This window comes from Phaeobacter sp. G2, from assembly GCA_025163595.1.
Lineage (GTDB): Bacteria > Pseudomonadota > Alphaproteobacteria > Rhodobacterales > Rhodobacteraceae > Pseudophaeobacter.
The window spans coordinates 1,862,165-1,879,108 of record CP104100.1 but is presented as its reverse complement, the minus strand read 5'-3'; the positions used below and the strand labels follow the sequence as shown (position 1 = coordinate 1,879,108).

Genomic DNA, 16,944 nt, shown 5'->3' with positions numbered 1-16,944 from the left:
GGGTTAGACAGACATCAGCTGCGGCTCAATCGCTCAGGCAGACCATTGGCCCAGGTGCTGATCGTCCCGGCCCCCAGGCAAACCACCATATCGCCGGGGCGGGCCTGTTCGCGCACCAGCCGTTCCAGATCGTCCTCATCCAGCAAGGCACGGGCGTGACGGTGGCCGTGGCGGATCATGCCGGCAACCAGATCATCGCGGCTGGCGCCGGGGATTGGATCTTCACCCGCGGCAAAGACCTCGGCGATGGCAACCACGTCTGCTTCGTTGAAACAGGCGCAGAAATCCTCAAACAGATCCGACAGGCGCGAATAGCGATGGGGCTGATGCACCGCAATGACCCGCGCGCCCGGCGTATCGGCAATGGCCTGACGCGCCGCCCGGAGCACAGCTGCGATTTCGACCGGGTGATGGCCATAGTCATCAATGATGGTGACGCCATTCACTTCGCCCACCTTGGTAAAGCGGCGATTGACACCGCCAAAGGCAGCCAGGGCCTCGCGGATTTCGCTGGTGTTCATGCCCAGATGCCGCGCCACAGCCACCGCTGACAGCGCGTTGGAGACATTGTGATCGCCTGGCATTGGCAGGCTACAGCCTTCGATCACCTGACCCTCGGCCTGCAGATGAATGTCAAAATGCGCCACCCCCGCCTTATAGGTCAGGTTGGTGGCCCGCACATCGGCCTGGGCGTTGAACCCATAGGTGACAACCCGGCGATCGGTGATCCGGCCCACCAGGGCCTGCACCTCGGCGTGATCGGTGCAGCAAACCGCCACGCCGTAAAACGGGATATTGGAGACAAACTCATGAAAGCCATCGCGCAGGGTGTCAAAATCACCCCAGTGTTCCATATGTTCGGGGTCGATATTGGTGACCACAGCAATGGTGGCGGGCAGACGGTTGAAGGTGCCGTCGCTTTCATCCGCTTCCACCACCATCCATTCGCCCTGCCCCATGCGGGCGTTGGACCCATAGGCGTGGATGATGCCGCCATTGACAACGGTGGGGTCAAATTTGCCAGCCACCATCAGTTCGGCCATCATGGTTGTGGTGGTGGTTTTGCCATGGGTGCCGCCAATGGCGATATTGGATTTCAGCCGCATCAGCTCTGCCAACATCTCGGCGCGGCGCACCACCGGCAGACCACGACGGCGGGCCTCGTCCAGCTCGGGGTTGCCGGGTTTGATGGCAGAGGAAATCACCACCACCTCAGCCTCGGCCAGGTTTTCCGCCTTTTGCCCGACAAAAACCAGGGCGCCCAGCTTTTCCAGCCGCTGGGTAATCTTGGAGGCCTTCAGATCAGAGCCCTGCACCACATAGCCCAGGTTCAATAGAACCTCAGCAATACCGGACATGCCAATGCCACCGATACCAACAAAATGGATGGGGCCAACGTCACCGGGCAGTTTGGTTGCTGGGGTCATCATTTTCCTTCCTCGGCCAGTTGCTCGACCAGAGCCACCAATCTGTCGGTGGCATCGGGAACACCGGCGCTTAATGCTGCAAGCGACATTTGCATCGCCGCCTGCGGGTTGCTCAAAACTGCCTCGATTTGCGCGCTCAGCGCCCGCGCGTCAAGGGCGCTTTCGGGGATCAAAATAGCGCCACCGGCATCCACCAGCCCACGGGCATTGGCGGTTTGATGATCACCGGTCGCCGCCGCATAGGGCACCAAAATGGCGGGGCGGCCAATCACAGATATATCCGCCACCGATGAGGCCCCGGCGCGCGAGATCACCAGCTGTGCTTCGGACATGCGCGCAGGCACGTCACTAAAGAACGGCTGTACATCCGCTGAAATTCCCTGTTCGGCGTAAAAGGTGCTGACACGTTCCATGTCCTCATCGCGGGCCTGATGCGAGACGCGCAAAAATTGGCGGATCTCTTGCGGCAGCGCGGCAATGGCCGCAGGCACCACATCCGACAGGATGCGTGCACCCTGACTGCCGCCCATCACCAGGATCGACATCGGGTAGGCGCCTGGCTCGATATAGCCGGCCCCTGCCCGCTCCATCACCGCGGCGCGCACAGGGTTGCCCACATGTTCATGGGGCACAGTATCCGGCAGATCGGTGGGCCAGGTGCCACATGCAACCCCGGCCACCCGTGTTGAAAACAGCTGGTTTACCCGCCCCAGCACGCCGTTTTGTTCGTGGATCATCCGGGGAAGTTTCAGCAGCGTCGCCGCGCCCAGAGCCGGAATTGACGGATAGCCACCAAAGCCGACCACCGCATCCGGGCGATCGCGGCGCATCTGCCAGGCCATCGACAAAATGCCTCCGGCAATCTTGGGGGCCACCATGGCCTTGGCCAGCAGCCCGCCACGGGCAAAAGTGGCCGAGGATACCTGCGTGATTTCGGTGGTATGGGGAAAGCCGCCCGTGTAGCGTGCGCCGCGCGCATCGGTCGACAGCTTTACCCGCCACCCCCTGCGCAGCATCGCCTCAGCCAGGGCCTGGGCAGGAAACATATGCCCACCGGTGCCACCGGCCGCCATCAAGAGCAGTTTCTGTGTCATATCAATCGCGCTTCTTTGCTTGAGCCTGGCCCATAATGCTTCTGGGCCAGTGCTTTTGGGTCTCTGAGATCAGCCGCGCCCGCGACCACGCAGGAAATCGGCGATCTCACCCTGCGGCCTTGCGCGGGTAAAAGACAAGAGCATCCCCAACGCGATCCCGCCGGCAATCAGCGAAGACCCGCCGTAGCTGACAAAGGGCAGCGTCATACCTTTGGCTGGAAGCAGGCGCACAGCCACCCCCATATTGATCATCGCCTGCACCCCAAACATGCAAACCAGACCAGTACCCGCCAGCCGAATAAAGGTATCGCGCTCGCGCATCAGTCGAAACAGGGAGCGCACCACGACCATGGCGTACAAACCAATCAGCACCAAAACCAGGATCAGGCCATATTCTTCGGCGGCGACCGCCACGATGAAATCCGTATGGGCATCTGGCAGCGACCATTTCACCTGGCCCTCGCCGACACCAACCCCAAACAACCCGCCTTCGCGGATCGCATTGGTGGCATAGCCCATCTGGGTGGTGGGGTCGATTTCGGGGTTCAGGAACCCGTCGATACGGCGGGCAAAATGCTCGGAGCTAGAATAGGCAAAAACTCCGCCCAACACCACAACACAGGCCATTCCGACCAACAGCAGCATCGGGGCACCGGCGACAAAATACATCACCCCCCAGCCAAACAGGATCAGACAGGCCTGGCCAAAATCAGGCTGCAACACCAACATCATCACCACCGCCATACAGATCCCAAAGGAGATCAAGGTTCCGGGTGGTCCATTGATCTGCTGACTGGAAGATATCATCCAGGCCGCAACCACAACAAAACCGGGCTTGAGAAACTCAGAAGGCTGCAACGAGGCAAAGCCCAACGAATACCAGCGCACAGCCCCCTTGCCAAAGTCTGTCCCCAGAATGGGCAGCAGCGCCAGGGCCAGAAAGGCACAGGCAAAGCCAACAACAGCCAAACGCCGCACCAATTGCGGCGACATCATCGAGGTCAGGATCATTGCCATCAGCGCCGTGACGCCATAGATGGCCTGCCGCTGCACATAGTGGAAATTGTCAAACCCGTTGCGCTCGGCCAAAGGCACCGAGGCCGCCAAGCCTAAAAGCAATCCCAGCACAAAGAGCGTCAGAATGCAGGACATGGACCATTTGTCCAACGTCCGCCACCATTTCGGAAGGATCGGTTCACCTGTGGGTACAGGAACCGCTCCATAGACCATCTCAGTCATGGGATTACCGCCAGTTTTGCCTCAAAATCAGCCCCATTTTGGGGTCATTGCAGACAGCGTAACCGCAAACTGCGCTTCAAGCCAGCCCATTGATGATGCAACAGCAGGTTTTTGCAGCCTCTATGCGCCGCCCCGTTTCCCACTGCCACAGCGCTCAGCTGCCCCCCCCTGAGGCTCGCCCCTTGCGCCACTGGCCCATCCGTGATGGATGCACAGAATGTTTGTAAACACCGTGATTCTCGGCGCTGGCGCCGCCGGCATGATGTGTGCTGCCCATGCAGGCGGCGACTGCCTGGTGGTGGACCACGCTAAATCCCCGGGTGAAAAGATCCGCATTTCAGGCGGCGGGCGCAGCAATTTCACCAATCTGGACGTCACCCCGGAGAACTACCTGTCGCGGAACCCGCATTTCTGCAAATCCGCCCTGGCCCGCTATAGCCAATGGGATTTTATCTCGCTGGTCGACCGGCACGGCATCGCCTGGCATGAAAAGACCCTGGGCCAGTTGTTTTGCGATGGCTCCGCCAAACAGATCGTCGCCATGCTGGTGGAGGAGCTGACACAGGCGGGGGCGCAACTCTGGCTCAAAACCTCGGTTGAGAAAGTCCGCTATGAGGGCGGCCACTACCAGCTGACACTGCTGCGCGATGGCAGCCCGCAACGGGTGAGCTGCGCCAATCTGGTGCTGGCCACCGGCGGCAAAAGCATCCCCAAGATGGGCGCCACCGGCCTCGCCTATGACATAGCCCGCCAATTTGACCTGCCGTTGATTGACACCCACCCGGGCCTGGTTCCCTTCACCTTTCCCGAGGGGCGGTTCACCGCTCTGGCTGGCACCGCCCTGCCCGCGCGCCTGTCCAACAACCGCGCCAACTTTGACGAAGCCCTGTTGTTTACCCATCGTGGCCTCTCCGGCCCTGCGGTGCTGCAACTCTCCTCCTATTGGCATGAGGGCGAAGCGATCACCGTCAACCTGATCCCCCAGACCGATCTGTTCACCCTGTTGCGCGATCAGCGCCAGGCCCAGGGTCGCCGCGCCCTCACCACTGAAATTGCCCGCCATCTTCCGGGACGTCTGGTGGACTTCCTCACCGCAGAATTCGCCATCACCGGCCGGTTGGCGGATCAGTCAGACGCCGCACTACAGGCCCTCTGCGATACATTGCAGAGCTGGCAGCTCACCCCCGGTGGTTCAGAAGGCTACCGCACCGCCGAAGTCACCCTGGGCGGCATCGACACCGATGCGCTATCGTCCAAAACCATGCAGGCCAAATCCCAGCCCGGCCTCTTTGCCATTGGCGAGGCCGTCGATGTCACCGGGTGGTTGGGCGGCTACAACTTCCAATGGGCCTGGGCTTCGGGCCATGCCGCAGGCCAAGCCATCGCCGCCGGAAATGCCACCGGTAACGCAACTGGCGCCTGATCGTCCCTCGCCATTGCGGAATTTCCGTTTCGGAGCCACCCTCGCCTGCCCCTGAGCAGGCAGGAGAAGAGCGGCAGGCTCAGGAGAAATCGCCGCGGGGCCCCGCTCCCAGCGGGGATGCGGTTATTTCTCTTGAACCGGACGCGGCTCCTGTCAGCAAGGGCATTGGCGGGGGTGGTTCCGAAACGGGTTTTCCGTTTTGGTGAACCCGAGCCCCCCCCAGCCAAAACCTCGCTAAAAAATCAGCCCAATTGCTTGTGAACTTCAGAAATGAAATCATCGCCGCGCCGTTCGAAATTGTCATATTGATCAAAGCTCGCCGCCGCAGGCGCCAATAGCACCACATCGCCGGGCTCTGCATCTGCCACCGCGCAGGCGACCGCCCGCTCCATTGTGGTGCAGACCTCCGCCTCCACATCCAGCTGCATGGCAAAGCCCGCAGCCTCGCGGCCAATCACATAGGCTTTGCGCACCGATCCAGTCTGACCGCCAAGCGCGCCCAGGCCGCCCTCTTTTTCCAATCCACCGCAGATCCAGCGGATATTCTTAAAGGCGCTCAATGCTTTGGCGGCACTGTCCAGATTGGTGGCCTTGCTGTCATTGACATAGCGCACCCCCGCCACCTCGGCCACGGTCTGGCTGCGGTGCGGCAATCCGGGATAGGTGGCCAGGGCCGCTTCAATCACCCGCGGCGCCAGCCCCAGGACCCGCGCCGCCGCATAGGCAGCGCAGGCATTCTGATGGTTGTGCGCTCCGGGCAAGCCCATCATCTGGCGCAGATCAATCGCGCCCACCTGCCGCCCCTTGCGCATCTCGCTAAGGAATCCTTTGCGGGCAAAGACCTGCCAGCCCGGCCCGCTCAACTTGCGCCCCGTGGCCACCCGGATCACCCGGTCATCGCTGGAGGCCTGTGACATCTGCCCCGCCAGAAACAGGCCTTCGTCCTCATCAATGCCAATGATGGCCCGGTCCGGCCCACCTTCGGCAAACAGCCTGCGTTTGGCGGCAAAGTACCCCCCCAGCCCGGCATGGCGGTCCAGATGGTCCGGCGACAGATTGGTCAGGATGGCCACATCCGGGGTCAGGGCGCGGGCCAGTTCGGTCTGGTAACTGGACAGTTCCAGCACCACAACACCGGCCTCTCCGGGCGGGTCGATATCCAGCACGCCACGGCCGATATTGCCTGCCATCTGGCTGTCACGACCAACGCTTTCCAGGATATGATGCAGCAGCGCCACCGTGGTGGATTTACCGTTGGAGCCAGTGATGGCCACCACCTTGGGCGGCTGGTCCAGCATGTCCCAGCCCTGGGCGGGCAATGACGCAAAAAACAGCCCGATGTCATTGTCCACCGGCACCCCCGCCTGCAGCGCGGCGCGGATCACCGGGTTTGGCTGCGGATAAAGATGCGGGATCCCCGGCGAGGTCACCAGAGTGGCGATATCATCAAAGGCGCCCTGCCGGTGCAGATCCCGCAGCTCAAACCCCTCAGCCTCGGCCCGGTCCCGCGCCTGTTGCTGATCATCCCAACACACCGGGGTGGCGCCGCCTGCCAGCAGCGCCCGCGCCGTGGCCAGGCCAGACCGTCCCAGCCCCAAAACGGCAACCCTCGCGCCTTCAAACCCTTGAACCGGGATCATCGCCTACCTCACACTTGATCAAATTTTCGCCGCACAGTGCACCGCAGCAGTCCCACTTGCAAGAGCTCACAGGATCCCTTCAGGCATCCCTACATACGCATCCACAGGCGCAACCGCAGAGCCCGCAGGGCTCTGCCACCCCCAACAATTGGCAGAGAGGCAAAGCCTCTCGAAATTGGCGGGAGCCCCCCCTTTTCGTAAGAATAAAGAACAACAAATAGGGGCAACAAAAAAGGCGGCCGAGGCCACCTTCTTTGCATTCGTTTCTGCGACACAGGCTGGCGCGGCCAGAGTAACTAGCGCACTTTCAAGGTGGCCAGACCAATCATCGCCAGGATCAAGGCAATGATCCAGAACCGGATCACAATGGTGGGTTCAGCCCAGCCCTTTTTCTCATAGTGGTGGTGGATCGGCGCCATCAGGAACACCCGCCGACCGGTGCGTTTAAAATAAAGCACCTGAATGATCACCGACAGGGCCTCCAACACAAACAACCCACCAACGATGGCCCAGACCAGCTCATGTTTGGTGACCACCGCGATGGCCCCCAAGGCCCCCCCAAGCGCAAGCGAACCGGTGTCGCCCATAAAGACCGCAGCCGGAGGCGCATTGTACCACAAAAAGCCCAAGCCCCCACCAAACAGCGCGGCGGCAAAGATCAGGATCTCGCCGGTTCCCGGTACATAGTGCACATCCAGATATTCGGTGAAATCGACCCGGCCAACCGCATAGGCAATCACCCCCAGCGTCCCCGCCGCGATCATCACCGGCATGATCGCCAGACCATCCAGCCCATCGGTCAGGTTCACCGCATTGGCAGAGCCGACGATGACGCAAATCACAAAGGGCACATAGAAATAGCCCAAATTGATCAGCGTGTCCTTGAACACCGGTAGCGCCAGCTGGTTCTGCAGCGCCTCAGGGTGGAAGGCCCGGGCGCAGAGCGCCGCAATCACCGCAATGATGATCCCCAATAGCAGCCGCACCTTGCCCGACACTCCGGCAGTGTTCTGCTTGGACACCTTGGCGTAGTCATCGGCAAAACCAATCAGCGCAAACGACAGGGTGACAAACAGCACCAGCCAGACAAAGGGATTGTCCAGCCGCGCCCAGATCAAAGTCGCGGTCAACAGCGCCCCGACAATAAGCAACCCGCCCATTGTTGGCGTGCCCGCCTTGGTGAAATGCCCCTCTGGCCCGTCATCGCGGATCGGCTGTCCTTTGCCCTGCCTGCGGCGCAGCACATTGATCAGCGGTTTGCCAAACAAAAAGCCAAACAGAAGCGCCGTCATAAACGCGCCCCCTGCCCGGAAGGTGATATAGCGGAACAGGTTGAAGAAATCGCCGCCATCCGACAGGGCTGTCAGCCAATAGAGCATCTCGGATTGATCCTCGCCTTTAGGTTAAGTTTCAAGATTAGCGCTTGCCATGACCCAATTCCCGGATGCCGTCAACGACCTTGGAGAGCCCGGCGCTTAAAGATCCCTTGGCCAGCACAATATCGCCACAGCGCAGCTGCGCAGGCAAATCAGGCAGCACATCCGCTGCGGTTGCGTAGTGGTTGCCGCGCTTTTCCAGAGGTAAGGCTGCGTGCAGATGGGCCATCAGCGGACCGATGCAATGGATGCTGTCCAGCGCCTCCAGCGCCGCCAGATCGGCAAGACCGGCATGCAGCGCGGCCTCCTGCGGGCCCAGCTCGCCCATATCGCCAAGATAGGCAATCTTGCGCCCGGCAGGCGCGGCCCCACCCCCCTGCGCTGCCAGCTTTGGCGTCGCCGCCAGCACCGCCAGAGCCGCCGCCATCGAAGTGGGGTTGGCGTTATAGCTGTCATCCAGGATCAGCAGCTTGCCGCCACCCATCTCAACCTCGACCCGGGCGCCACGTCCCTGAACCGGCGACCACAGGGCCAGAACCTGCGCTGCCCGGCGCACATCCGCGCCCACCGCCGCAACACAGGCCAGCGCGCCCAGAGCATTCATCGCAAAATGCGCGCCCAGAGACTGGATGGTGAGGCTCAAAGCCTGCGCCCCGCATTGCACCTCGGCAACTGTGTCCTCACCCCGGATCTGAGTGGTCAGCACCCTGTAGTCTGTTGCGGCCGCGCCAAACCACAGCTGTGAGACGCCCAGCCTTTGTGCCTCCTGCGCCAAAACCTGCGCCTTGTCGATATCGGCATTCAAAACCGCCACACCGCCGGGCTCCAGCCCCTGCATGATGGCGGCTTTTTCACGGGCGATAGCCGCCACATCGTCAAAGGCCTCCAGATGCACCGCTGCCACTGTGGTCACCATGGCCACATGGGGGCGCGCCTGCAGGGCCAGGGGTGCGATCTCGCCCGGGTGGTTCATGCCAATCTCGATCACTGCAAATTCAGTGTCGCGCGGCATCCGCGCCAGGGTCAGCGGCACCCCCCAATGGTTGTTGTAACTGGCCACAGCCGCATGGGTGCGGCCCTGATCGGCCAACATGCAGGCCAGCATTTCCTTGGTCGAGGTTTTGCCAACCGAGCCGGTGACGGCAATCACCTTGGCCCGGGTGCGCGCCCGCGCCGCCTGCCCCAGGGCTTCCAGCGCCGTCTGCACATCCTCGACAATCAGTAGGGGCGCGTCTGCCGCGACCCCTTCTGGGCGATGGCTGACCAGCGCAGCCCCGGCGCCTTTTTCCAGCGCCTGTGCCACAAAATCATGGCCGTCACGCGCCGCCTTCAGGGCCACAAACAAATCGCCCGGCTGCAAGGTGCGGGTGTCAATCGACAGGCCCGAGACCTGCCAGTCTCCTGCGCTGCCGCCAGTGCTGCCACCAGTCCTGCCACCTGTGGCCTCGCCGCCGGTTGCGGTTGCGGCCTCTGCCGCTGTCCAAAGCGCGCTCATATTGCTTTTCCATCCAAAACGGAAACAGCCATGCTGGCCTGCTCCACATCATCAAAGGGCAGGACATCACTGCCAACCACCTGGCCGCTCTCATGGCCCTTGCCACAGATCAGCAGCACATCGCCGGTACCCAGCATATCGACACCGCGCAGGATCGCTTCAGCCCGGTCGCCGACCTCCAGCGCATCTGGTGCGCCGCCCTTTACTGCAGCGCGAATGACAGCCGGATCTTCGCTACGCGGATTATCATCGGTCACGATGACAACATCGGCATTGTCCTGCCCGGCCTGCCCCATCAGCGGGCGTTTCGTGGCATCGCGATCGCCGCCGGCACCGATGATGGCAATCAGTCGCCCCAGCACATGCGGGCGCAGGGCCTTGATCGCGGTGGCCACCGCATCCGGCGTATGGGCGTAGTCGACAAACACAGAGGCGCCATTGTCGCGGGTTGCCGCATGCTGCATGCGGCCGCGCACCGTGGTCAGCTGCGGCAGGGTGTCAAACACTGCCGCCGGGTCTTCACCACCCGCAATCACCAGCCCGCAGGCCAAAAGCACGTTTTCCGCCTGAAAGCCACCGATCAGGTTCAGCCGCACCTGAAACGGGCGGTCATGCCAGTTGAACCGCAGATCCTGCCCGGTGTCATCAAACCGCTGCCCGGTGAGGCTGATATCACCCAACCCCCGGCCAATGCTGATCACCTCCTGGCCGCGCGCGGCGGCCACCGCGCGCATCTCGGCGCCACGCGGATCATTCATATTGATCACCGCCACACCATCTTCGGGCAGAACCCGGCGGAACAAGCCCGCCTTGGCGGCAAAATAGGCCTCGAATGTTTCGTGGTAATCCAGATGATCCTGGGTGAAATTGGTAAAACCCGCCGCCGCCAGCTGCACACCGTCAAGGCGACACTGATCCAACCCATGGGACGACGCCTCCATCGCCGCATGGGTGACACCCGCCTCCGCCGCCTTGGCCAGGGCGCGGTGCAGGGTGATGGGTTCGGGGGTGGTATGGGCCAATGGGTGGCTCCAGGCGCCCTCGATCCCGGTGGTGCCCAGGTTGACCGCCGCATGGCCCAGAGCGCACCAGATCTGGCGCACAAAGGTCGCCACCGAGGTTTTGCCATTGGTGCCGGTCACCGCAACCATCGTCTGCGGCTGAGCGCCAAACCAAAGCGCCGAGGCATAGGCCAGCGCCTGGCGCGGATCTTCGACGATCACCAGAGCCGCATGGCTCTGCTCCAGAGGTTTTGCGGCGATCCTGGCGCCTGCGGCATCGGTCAGGATGGCAACCGCCCCCTGCTCCAGCGCCGCCGAGATGAATTTGGCACCATGAACCAGACTGCCCGGCAGGGCGGCAAAGAGCGTTCCCTCAGAAACCCCACGGCTGTCCACCGAGAGCCCGGAAATCAGAGGATCCGCGCCGCCACGGGCGGTAAGACCCAGCTCGCTCAGAGGGCGGAGATCAGAAGTATCGTCGGGGTTGCTGCGCATCTGCGGCCCTCACCAGGTATTTGGCCCGGCATCACTCGCCGGGATCAGTTTGAGGTGAGGGTTATACCAGTCACCTCAGCGGGTTCAACTTGTGGTCTGAGCCCCAAAAGCGGCGCCAGACGTCCGATCATTTCGGCGGCCACCGGAACCGCTGTCCAGCCTGCGGTGCGGCGTTCCTCCCCATGGGCACTGACCGAGGGTTCGTCCAGCGTTACCACCAGCACATATTTGGGATCATGGGCCGGAAAGATCGAAGCAAAGGTGGCGATCACCTTGTCCTCATAATAGCCGCCAAGCGGCCTGGGCTTGTCGGCGGTGCCTGTCTTGCCACCGACCTGATAGCCTGGCACCCGAGCAAAACTGGCGGTGCCTTCGGTCACCACATGGCGCAGCATACTCCGGGCCGCCTCGGCGGAGTGTTCCGACATTATACGGCGCCCCAACTGCGGGCCATCCTGTTTCAAAATGGTCGGGCTGACATAGCGGCCACCGTTAGCAACCGCCGCATAGCCTGCCGCCAAATGCATCGGCGTGGTAGAAATCCCATGCCCATAGGAGATGGTCATCGCCGACAGCTCTGACCAGTTTGCAGGCAACAACGGCTTGCCGCCCTGCGCCTCGACGATCTCAAACGGGGTTTCTTCCAGCATCCCAAGCTCGCCCAGGAAATCCCGCTGACGCTCAGCGCCGATTTGCTGCGCCAACCGGGCGGTGCCGATATTGGAGGACTTCACGATGATCTTGGTCACCGACATCTCGTTGCCGTAGTTGCGGTAATCCTTGATCGAGAACTTCCCCCACCGCAGCGGACCACGGGTGTCGATGATGGTATCCGGTGTCACCAGCCCCAGGTCCATCGCCTGGGCGGCGGTGAAAATCTTGAAGGTCGAGCCCAGCTCGTAAACGCCCTGCACCGCACGGTTGAACAGCGGGCTGACCGAGGGGTCAAAGCCAGAGGTCGGTGGCGCGGGACGTTCATTGGGGTCAAAGTCCGGCAGCGACACCACCGAGATCACCTCGCCGGTATGCACATCCATCAGGATTGAGGTGGCGCCTTTGGCATTCATCAGCTTCATGCCGCCATCCAGCACCCGCTCAGCTGCGGCCTGCACGGTAAGGTCCAGCGACAGGGCCAGCGGTTTGCTGCCATTGGCAGGGTCGCGCAGGTAGTCGTCGAACTGCTTTTCCACCCCTGCAACCCCGATCACTTCGGCGGCGCTGACGCCCTCTTTGCCAAAGCTTGCTCCGCCCAGAACATGGGCAGCAACGGATCCATTGGGATAAAGGCGCATCTCGCGGGGGCCAAACAACAGCCCGGGGTCACCAATATCATGCACCGCCTGCTTTTGCTCGGGGCTGATTTTCTTTTTGATCCAAAGGAACTTGCGGGCGCCCGTGAACTTTGCCAACAGCTCCGCATGGTCTAGGTCCGGGAAGATCTCAACCAGACGGTCCACAGCGTTTTGCGGATCAATCAGTTGCTGTGTCTGCACATACAGCGAATGGGTTTCAAAATTGGTCGCCAGAAGGCGCCCCTGACGGTCGACGATATCGGCGCGCTGCATGGCAATGGAACTGCCAGCGATACTGGCAACGGGTTCGCGCGGCTCAGAGGTCGCCATGACCCCCATACGCCCCGCTACAGCCGCATAAGCACAGAGAAAAAACACCCCCAGCACCAGCAGACGGCCCTCAGCGCGTTGCCGCGATTTAACCTGCATGTCGTCGTGACGCTGTCGAATATTCTCTTTCTCAATCGCATCGGGGTTTTCCCCCTTGGAGCGCGCGTCCAGGATCCGTGCCAGCGGGCGCAGCGGTTTGCGGATCATTGGCTTGCCTCCTCGGTGCGGCGGGCGTTCAGACCAGAGACATCAACACCTTCGCTGATCTGCAGCGCAGGCTGCACCGGATAAGTGACCTCATCCACCCGGCCAAATTGGTCGGGGCGCAGCGGCAACAGCCCGAGGCGTTCAAAATTCAACTCGGCCAGTTCAAGCAACCGGTCCGGGCGGTTCAGATAGGCCCATTCCGCCCGCAAAACGCTGATCCGCACCTGGGCGGCGCCGATTTCACGCTGCAGCGCCCGGGTTTCTTTCAACACCTGCTGGGTGGCGTAGTTTTCGCGGTAGGCCCAAAAGGCGAGCCCAAAAACAGCCAGCGCCGTGATCGCATAGAGCAGAGACTTCATTTCCGCTCCTCTTTCAGTTGCGGCATGCTCAGATCCTTGGCCGAGATCGGCACGGGATCCGCTTCGGTGCGGCGGCCAACCCGCAACCGGGCTGAGCGCGACCGGGGGTTTTCCGCCAGCTCGTCATCATCCGGGCCAACCGCCTTGCGGGTGACCAGTTCAAACTGTGCCGGGATTTCTTCGATTTCCGGTGCATAGCGATTGGCCCGCCCGGTTTTATTGGCCCGGTGCTGGAAAAAGCGTTTGACCATGCGGTCCTCGACCGAATGGAAGGTGACGACAGCCAGTAGTCCGCCAGGCTTGAGCGCCCGTTCAGCCGCCAACAGCCCATTGAACAGCTCTTCGTATTCGGCGTTCACCGCAATCCGCAGCGCCTGAAAGCTGCGGGTGGCGGGGTGCGATTTACCGGGTTTCGGGCGCGGCAGGCACTGCTCTACCAGCTTGGCCAGTTGCAGCGTCGTGGTAATCGGCTCCAGCTCGCGGGCCTTGACGATGGATTTGGCAATCCGCCGGCTGGCGCGTTCCTCGCCAAAGTGGAACAGAATATCGGCCAGCTGCACCTCAGAGAGCTCTGCCACCAGATCCGCCGCCGAGGGGCCGGACTGTGACATCCGCATATCCAGCGGCCCGTCGCGCATGAAAGAAAAGCCTCGTTCGGCCAGATCCAGCTGCATTGAGGACACGCCAAGGTCCAGCACCACGCCGTCGAGATCCTGGGCGTATTCATCCATCTTTGAAAACACCCCCTCTTGCAGAACCAGGCGGTCGCCATAATCAGCGGCCCAGGGCTGCGCCAGCTCAAAGGCCAATGGGTCACGATCAACACCAATCACCTGGTCAGCACCGGCCTCCAGCAGGCCACGGGAATAGCCGCCGGCCCCAAAGGTGCCGTCCAGCCAGCGGCCCGAAACCGGCGCCACCGCTTTGAGCAGCGGGCGCAGCAGGACCGGAACATGGGGACCAGTAGGCGTGGGGCGGTCCGTAGTCATTTACTTATGCGCCTCCGGCGCCATCCAGGAACTCCAGCGGGTCAAAACCCTCTGGCAGCTCATCCATCCATTTATCGGCAAGAGCCTGCTCTTCTTCTTCGTAGGTTTCGGGCTTCCAAAGCTGGAAAGTATCGCCCGCAGCCATAAAGAACACTTCTTTTTCCAGGCCAATCTTGTTGCGCAGTTTTGCAGGCAGAACCAAGCGGCCTGTTTCATCTATGGTCGTGGGGAACGACTGGCCATGGAACATGCGCTGCAACATCTTGCGCTGCATCGAGCCGCGCGGCAGCGCATCAATCTTGTCATCCACCTCTTCGATGGCCTCTATCGTATAACATTCAAGATAGTTGCGCCGGTGGTCACCGTAGACAATCACCAGCTCGGGGTTTTCGCCGGACTTCCAGTTCGGGTCACTGGCCTCGATTACACGACGAAAGGAGGCCGGAATTGACACCCGCCCCTTTGCATCCACCTTATGGTGGCTTTCGCCTCTGAACCTTCGGCCCAAAATCTTGCCCTCAACATGCGCTCTTTGGCGCGTTTTCTGCCCCAGAAACTAAGGAAGGCGAGCTGATCTGCTGCCACTGATCAACTCGCCTCCTAATTCCCGCTTAGCGGGGTGTCCGACTGCGCGCGCCACCTGGGGGGATGTCTGCTCGCCCGCGCGCCGGATCTCTCATTGTTCGGATGCAGTGAAGGCCTGTATGAACCTGCTTATTATTATGAGCTGGGGTCTTTGGTGCCCCTATATGCTCTCCGCCGCATCCGATAAGAAAGGGATACTATGGGAATTCATGGTCTGACAAGCAACAATTCACAAAAGACACCGCAAAAGGATCCTCAGTATCATAAATGAGCAATATCCAGTTAACCATATTCAGGATTTTTGAGCACAAATAGTGATTCATTGCGATACAAGCACCATATCTAGTAGTCAAAAAAAAGTCGCCAAAAACGGGCCATTGCGACCCATGAATTCCCAAAGCGAGACCGATCTATTAACAGCAGATTAACAGTTCCCGCAATGTTCCACCCATGTCCTGTGTGTAACTTTGTGGATAATTTGAATCGGCCGAGACTCGCGCCGCGATTCGCATCGATTCACCTGACTTTCCGAGTCAGCAGCGCTGCCCTATTGCCAAGGCAGACCATAAAATCCCAAATGTCCCATGATTTCCCACGACAACGAACAAACCGCCGAAAACAATCAAAGGTTGTGTATTTACGGTTTCCGCTAGGCGTTTAAGGCGAGACTTTTAGAATCAGACCAATTCCATTCACACCCCACCCTTTCAGACCTGACCTACCCACTCTCGGGCCCACTCCCAGGCCCACTCCCGGGCCCATTGGCGTCAGAGCCATGGTTCCGGTCGGCCTTAAGCCATTCCACCCGCAACAAGCCCCTTGGCAATCTGTGCATAGGCCTCCGAGACTGCCCCCTCGCCAGCGGCAACTGGGGTACCGGCGTCACCGGCCAAGCGGGTCTCCAGGTCAATTGGCAAGGCGCCCAACAACGGCAAACCCAGAGCCTTGGCCTCGCTGGCGACACCGCCATGACCAAAAATATGATGCTCGCCGCCGCAATCCGGACAGGTAAAGAAGGACATGTTCTCGATCAGCCCCAGCACCGGGGTCTTCAGCGTCCTGAACATATCCAGCGCCTTGCGGGCGTCGATCAAGGCGACATCCTGCGGCGTGCTGACCACAATAGCGCCGCTTAGCTCGCTCTTGGTGCAGAGCGTCAGCTGCACATCGCCGGTTCCGGGCGGCAAATCCACGATCAGGACATCCAGCTCCCCCCAGTTCACCTGCCCTAGCATCTGCTGCAGCGCGCCCATCAACATGGGGCCACGCCAGACTACAGCCTTATCCTCCGGCACCATAAGACCAATCGACATGAGGGTCACACCATGGGCCTTGAGCGGTTCGATCACGGTTCCATCAGGGCTGTTTGGACTGCCACTGACCCCCATCATGCGCGGTTGGCTCGGGCCATATATATCTGCATCCAACAATCCAACGCGCCGCCCCTGACGGGCCAGGGCTACCGCAAGATTAGCACTGACGGTGGATTTACCCACGCCGCCCTTGCCAGAGGCCACTGCCAGAATACGGGAAACCCCCTTGGGCTTGATCGGGCCAGCCTGTGGTTTGGGATGACCGCCAATCTTTAGACTGGGTGCCGCAGCAGCTGTTGCCGCCCCTGCCCCCACCGGTGCCGCTGCGGGACCATGGGCTGTCAGCGCCACAGAGACAGAGCCTACGCCATCCAACGCCGATACCGCCGCCTGCGCGGCGCGGCGCAGGGGCTCCATATGCTGCGCAATCGCCGGGCTTGGCGCCTCAATGACAAAGCTGACCTTGGTCTGCCCATCAGCTGCAGTGCCGCCCTCAAGGGTCAGCGCACGGATCATATCCCGCGAGATCAAAGTGCCGCCGTCCGGCAGCGCCAGACTCTCCAGCGCCTCTTCAACTCTTTTCTGCGTCACTGACATGTCCATTCCTTCCTGAGCCCTATCCTGAGGAGAACCGCCTATTTGAGGCGCTCCCGAGATGCAGGCCGCACCTTGTGCTGAG

13 protein-coding genes and 1 pseudogene are annotated in these 16,944 nt (G+C 61.2%); 1 reads left to right on the top strand and 13 read right to left on the bottom strand.

The genetic code is table 11. The features are described 5' to 3' along the window. Positions 1 to 14: 14 nt before the first annotated feature. The 3 genes from murC to ftsW all read right to left on the bottom strand — a co-directional run bounded on the left by murC (position 15) and on the right by ftsW (position 3,760). On the bottom strand, positions 15 to 1,427 hold the full coding sequence (murC, locus tag N1037_08985; protein UWS81333.1) for a UDP-N-acetylmuramate--L-alanine ligase: 1,413 nt from the start codon (positions 1,425 to 1,427) through the stop codon (positions 15 to 17). Next, positions 1,427 to 2,521, bottom strand: a complete 1,095-nt coding sequence (locus tag N1037_08980) for a UDP-N-acetylglucosamine--N-acetylmuramyl-(pentapeptide) pyrophosphoryl-undecaprenol N-acetylglucosamine transferase (GenBank protein UWS81124.1) — start codon at positions 2,519 to 2,521, stop codon at positions 1,427 to 1,429. Before N1037_08980 ends, murC begins: the two co-directional genes overlap by 1 nt. A gap of 69 nt (positions 2,522 to 2,590) precedes the next feature. After that, positions 2,591 to 3,760, bottom strand: coding sequence for a putative lipid II flippase FtsW (ftsW, locus tag N1037_08975; protein UWS81123.1), 1,170 nt, complete (start codon positions 3,758 to 3,760; stop codon positions 2,591 to 2,593). Between the two features lie 217 nt (positions 3,761 to 3,977). On the opposite strand from ftsW, the gene N1037_08970 reads away from it, so the two are divergent. Then, a complete protein-coding gene (locus tag N1037_08970; protein UWS81122.1) occupies positions 3,978 to 5,183 on the top strand; it encodes an NAD(P)/FAD-dependent oxidoreductase in 1,206 nt (401 codons plus the stop codon). A 242-nt stretch (positions 5,184 to 5,425) separates the two neighbouring features. On the opposite strand, the gene murD is transcribed toward N1037_08970, so the two are convergent. From murD to N1037_08920, 10 genes and pseudogenes are all read right to left on the bottom strand, one after another. Next, the gene (gene murD / locus N1037_08965; protein UWS81121.1) at positions 5,426 to 6,823 is read right to left on the bottom strand and encodes a UDP-N-acetylmuramoyl-L-alanine--D-glutamate ligase; all 1,398 of its coding nucleotides are present in this window, start codon (positions 6,821 to 6,823) and stop codon (positions 5,426 to 5,428) included. Positions 6,824 to 7,119: 296 nt separating this feature from the next. After that, a complete protein-coding gene (gene mraY, locus N1037_08960; protein ID UWS81120.1) occupies positions 7,120 to 8,202 on the bottom strand; it encodes a phospho-N-acetylmuramoyl-pentapeptide-transferase in 1,083 nt (360 codons plus the stop codon). A gap of 37 nt (positions 8,203 to 8,239) precedes the next feature. Beyond that, positions 8,240 to 9,694 carry a UDP-N-acetylmuramoyl-tripeptide--D-alanyl-D-alanine ligase gene (gene murF, locus N1037_08955; GenBank protein UWS81119.1) on the bottom strand — a complete coding sequence of 485 codons (1,455 nt, stop codon included), beginning with the start codon at positions 9,692 to 9,694 and terminating at the stop codon, positions 8,240 to 8,242. Then, positions 9,691 to 11,190: a UDP-N-acetylmuramoyl-L-alanyl-D-glutamate--2,6-diaminopimelate ligase gene (locus tag N1037_08950; protein ID UWS81118.1), complete on the bottom strand. Its 1,500-nt coding sequence runs from the start codon at positions 11,188 to 11,190 to the stop codon at positions 9,691 to 9,693. Before N1037_08950 ends, murF begins: the two co-directional genes overlap by 4 nt. 44 nt (positions 11,191 to 11,234) lie before the next feature. Further along, positions 11,235 to 13,019, bottom strand: a complete 1,785-nt coding sequence (locus tag N1037_08945; GenBank protein ID UWS81117.1) for a penicillin-binding protein 2 — start codon at positions 13,017 to 13,019, stop codon at positions 11,235 to 11,237. Continuing rightward, positions 13,016 to 13,378 (bottom strand): cell division protein FtsL, encoded by a 363-nt coding sequence (locus tag N1037_08940; protein ID UWS81116.1) that lies wholly within the window; start codon positions 13,376 to 13,378, stop codon positions 13,016 to 13,018. The genes N1037_08945 and N1037_08940 overlap by 4 nt, the downstream gene beginning before the upstream one ends. Beyond that, positions 13,375 to 14,367 (bottom strand): 16S rRNA (cytosine(1402)-N(4))-methyltransferase RsmH, encoded by a 993-nt coding sequence (rsmH, locus tag N1037_08935; protein ID UWS81115.1) that lies wholly within the window; start codon positions 14,365 to 14,367, stop codon positions 13,375 to 13,377. Before rsmH ends, N1037_08940 begins: the two co-directional genes overlap by 4 nt. A 4-nt stretch (positions 14,368 to 14,371) precedes the next feature. Continuing rightward, on the bottom strand, positions 14,372 to 14,839 hold the full coding sequence (gene mraZ / locus N1037_08930) for a division/cell wall cluster transcriptional repressor MraZ (GenBank protein UWS81114.1): 468 nt from the start codon (positions 14,837 to 14,839) through the stop codon (positions 14,372 to 14,374). A gap of 904 nt (positions 14,840 to 15,743) precedes the next feature. Continuing rightward, the gene (locus tag N1037_08925) at positions 15,744 to 16,502 is read right to left on the bottom strand and encodes an Mrp/NBP35 family ATP-binding protein (GenBank protein ID UWS81332.1); all 759 of its coding nucleotides are present in this window, start codon (positions 16,500 to 16,502) and stop codon (positions 15,744 to 15,746) included. A 171-nt stretch (positions 16,503 to 16,673) separates the two neighbouring features. Further along, positions 16,674 to 16,862 (bottom strand): annotated as a pseudogene (locus tag N1037_08920) (iron-sulfur cluster assembly protein). Positions 16,863 to 16,944 lie beyond the last annotated feature (82 nt).

What these genes read in the sequence shown, in the direction of transcription:
- murC (UWS81333.1), bottom strand. Translation starts at nt 1,427, where the DNA reads ATGACCCCAGCAACCAAACTGCCCGGTGACGTTGGCCCCATCCATTTT.
- N1037_08980 (UWS81124.1), bottom strand. Translation starts at nt 2,521, where the DNA reads ATGACACAGAAACTGCTCTTGATGGCGGCCGGTGGCACCGGTGGGCAT.
- ftsW (UWS81123.1), bottom strand. Translation starts at nt 3,760, where the DNA reads ATGACTGAGATGGTCTATGGAGCGGTTCCTGTACCCACAGGTGAACCG.
- N1037_08970 (UWS81122.1), top strand. Translation starts at nt 3,978, where the DNA reads ATGTTTGTAAACACCGTGATTCTCGGCGCTGGCGCCGCCGGCATGATG.
- murD (UWS81121.1), bottom strand. Translation starts at nt 6,823, where the DNA reads ATGATCCCGGTTCAAGGGTTTGAAGGCGCGAGGGTTGCCGTTTTGGGG.
- mraY (UWS81120.1), bottom strand. Translation starts at nt 8,202, where the DNA reads ATGCTCTATTGGCTGACAGCCCTGTCGGATGGCGGCGATTTCTTCAAC.
- murF (UWS81119.1), bottom strand. Translation starts at nt 9,694, where the DNA reads ATGAGCGCGCTTTGGACAGCGGCAGAGGCCGCAACCGCAACCGGCGGC.
- N1037_08950 (UWS81118.1), bottom strand. Translation starts at nt 11,190, where the DNA reads ATGCGCAGCAACCCCGACGATACTTCTGATCTCCGCCCTCTGAGCGAG.
- N1037_08945 (UWS81117.1), bottom strand. Translation starts at nt 13,019, where the DNA reads ATGATCCGCAAACCGCTGCGCCCGCTGGCACGGATCCTGGACGCGCGC.
- N1037_08940 (UWS81116.1), bottom strand. Translation starts at nt 13,378, where the DNA reads ATGAAGTCTCTGCTCTATGCGATCACGGCGCTGGCTGTTTTTGGGCTC.
- rsmH (UWS81115.1), bottom strand. Translation starts at nt 14,367, where the DNA reads ATGACTACGGACCGCCCCACGCCTACTGGTCCCCATGTTCCGGTCCTG.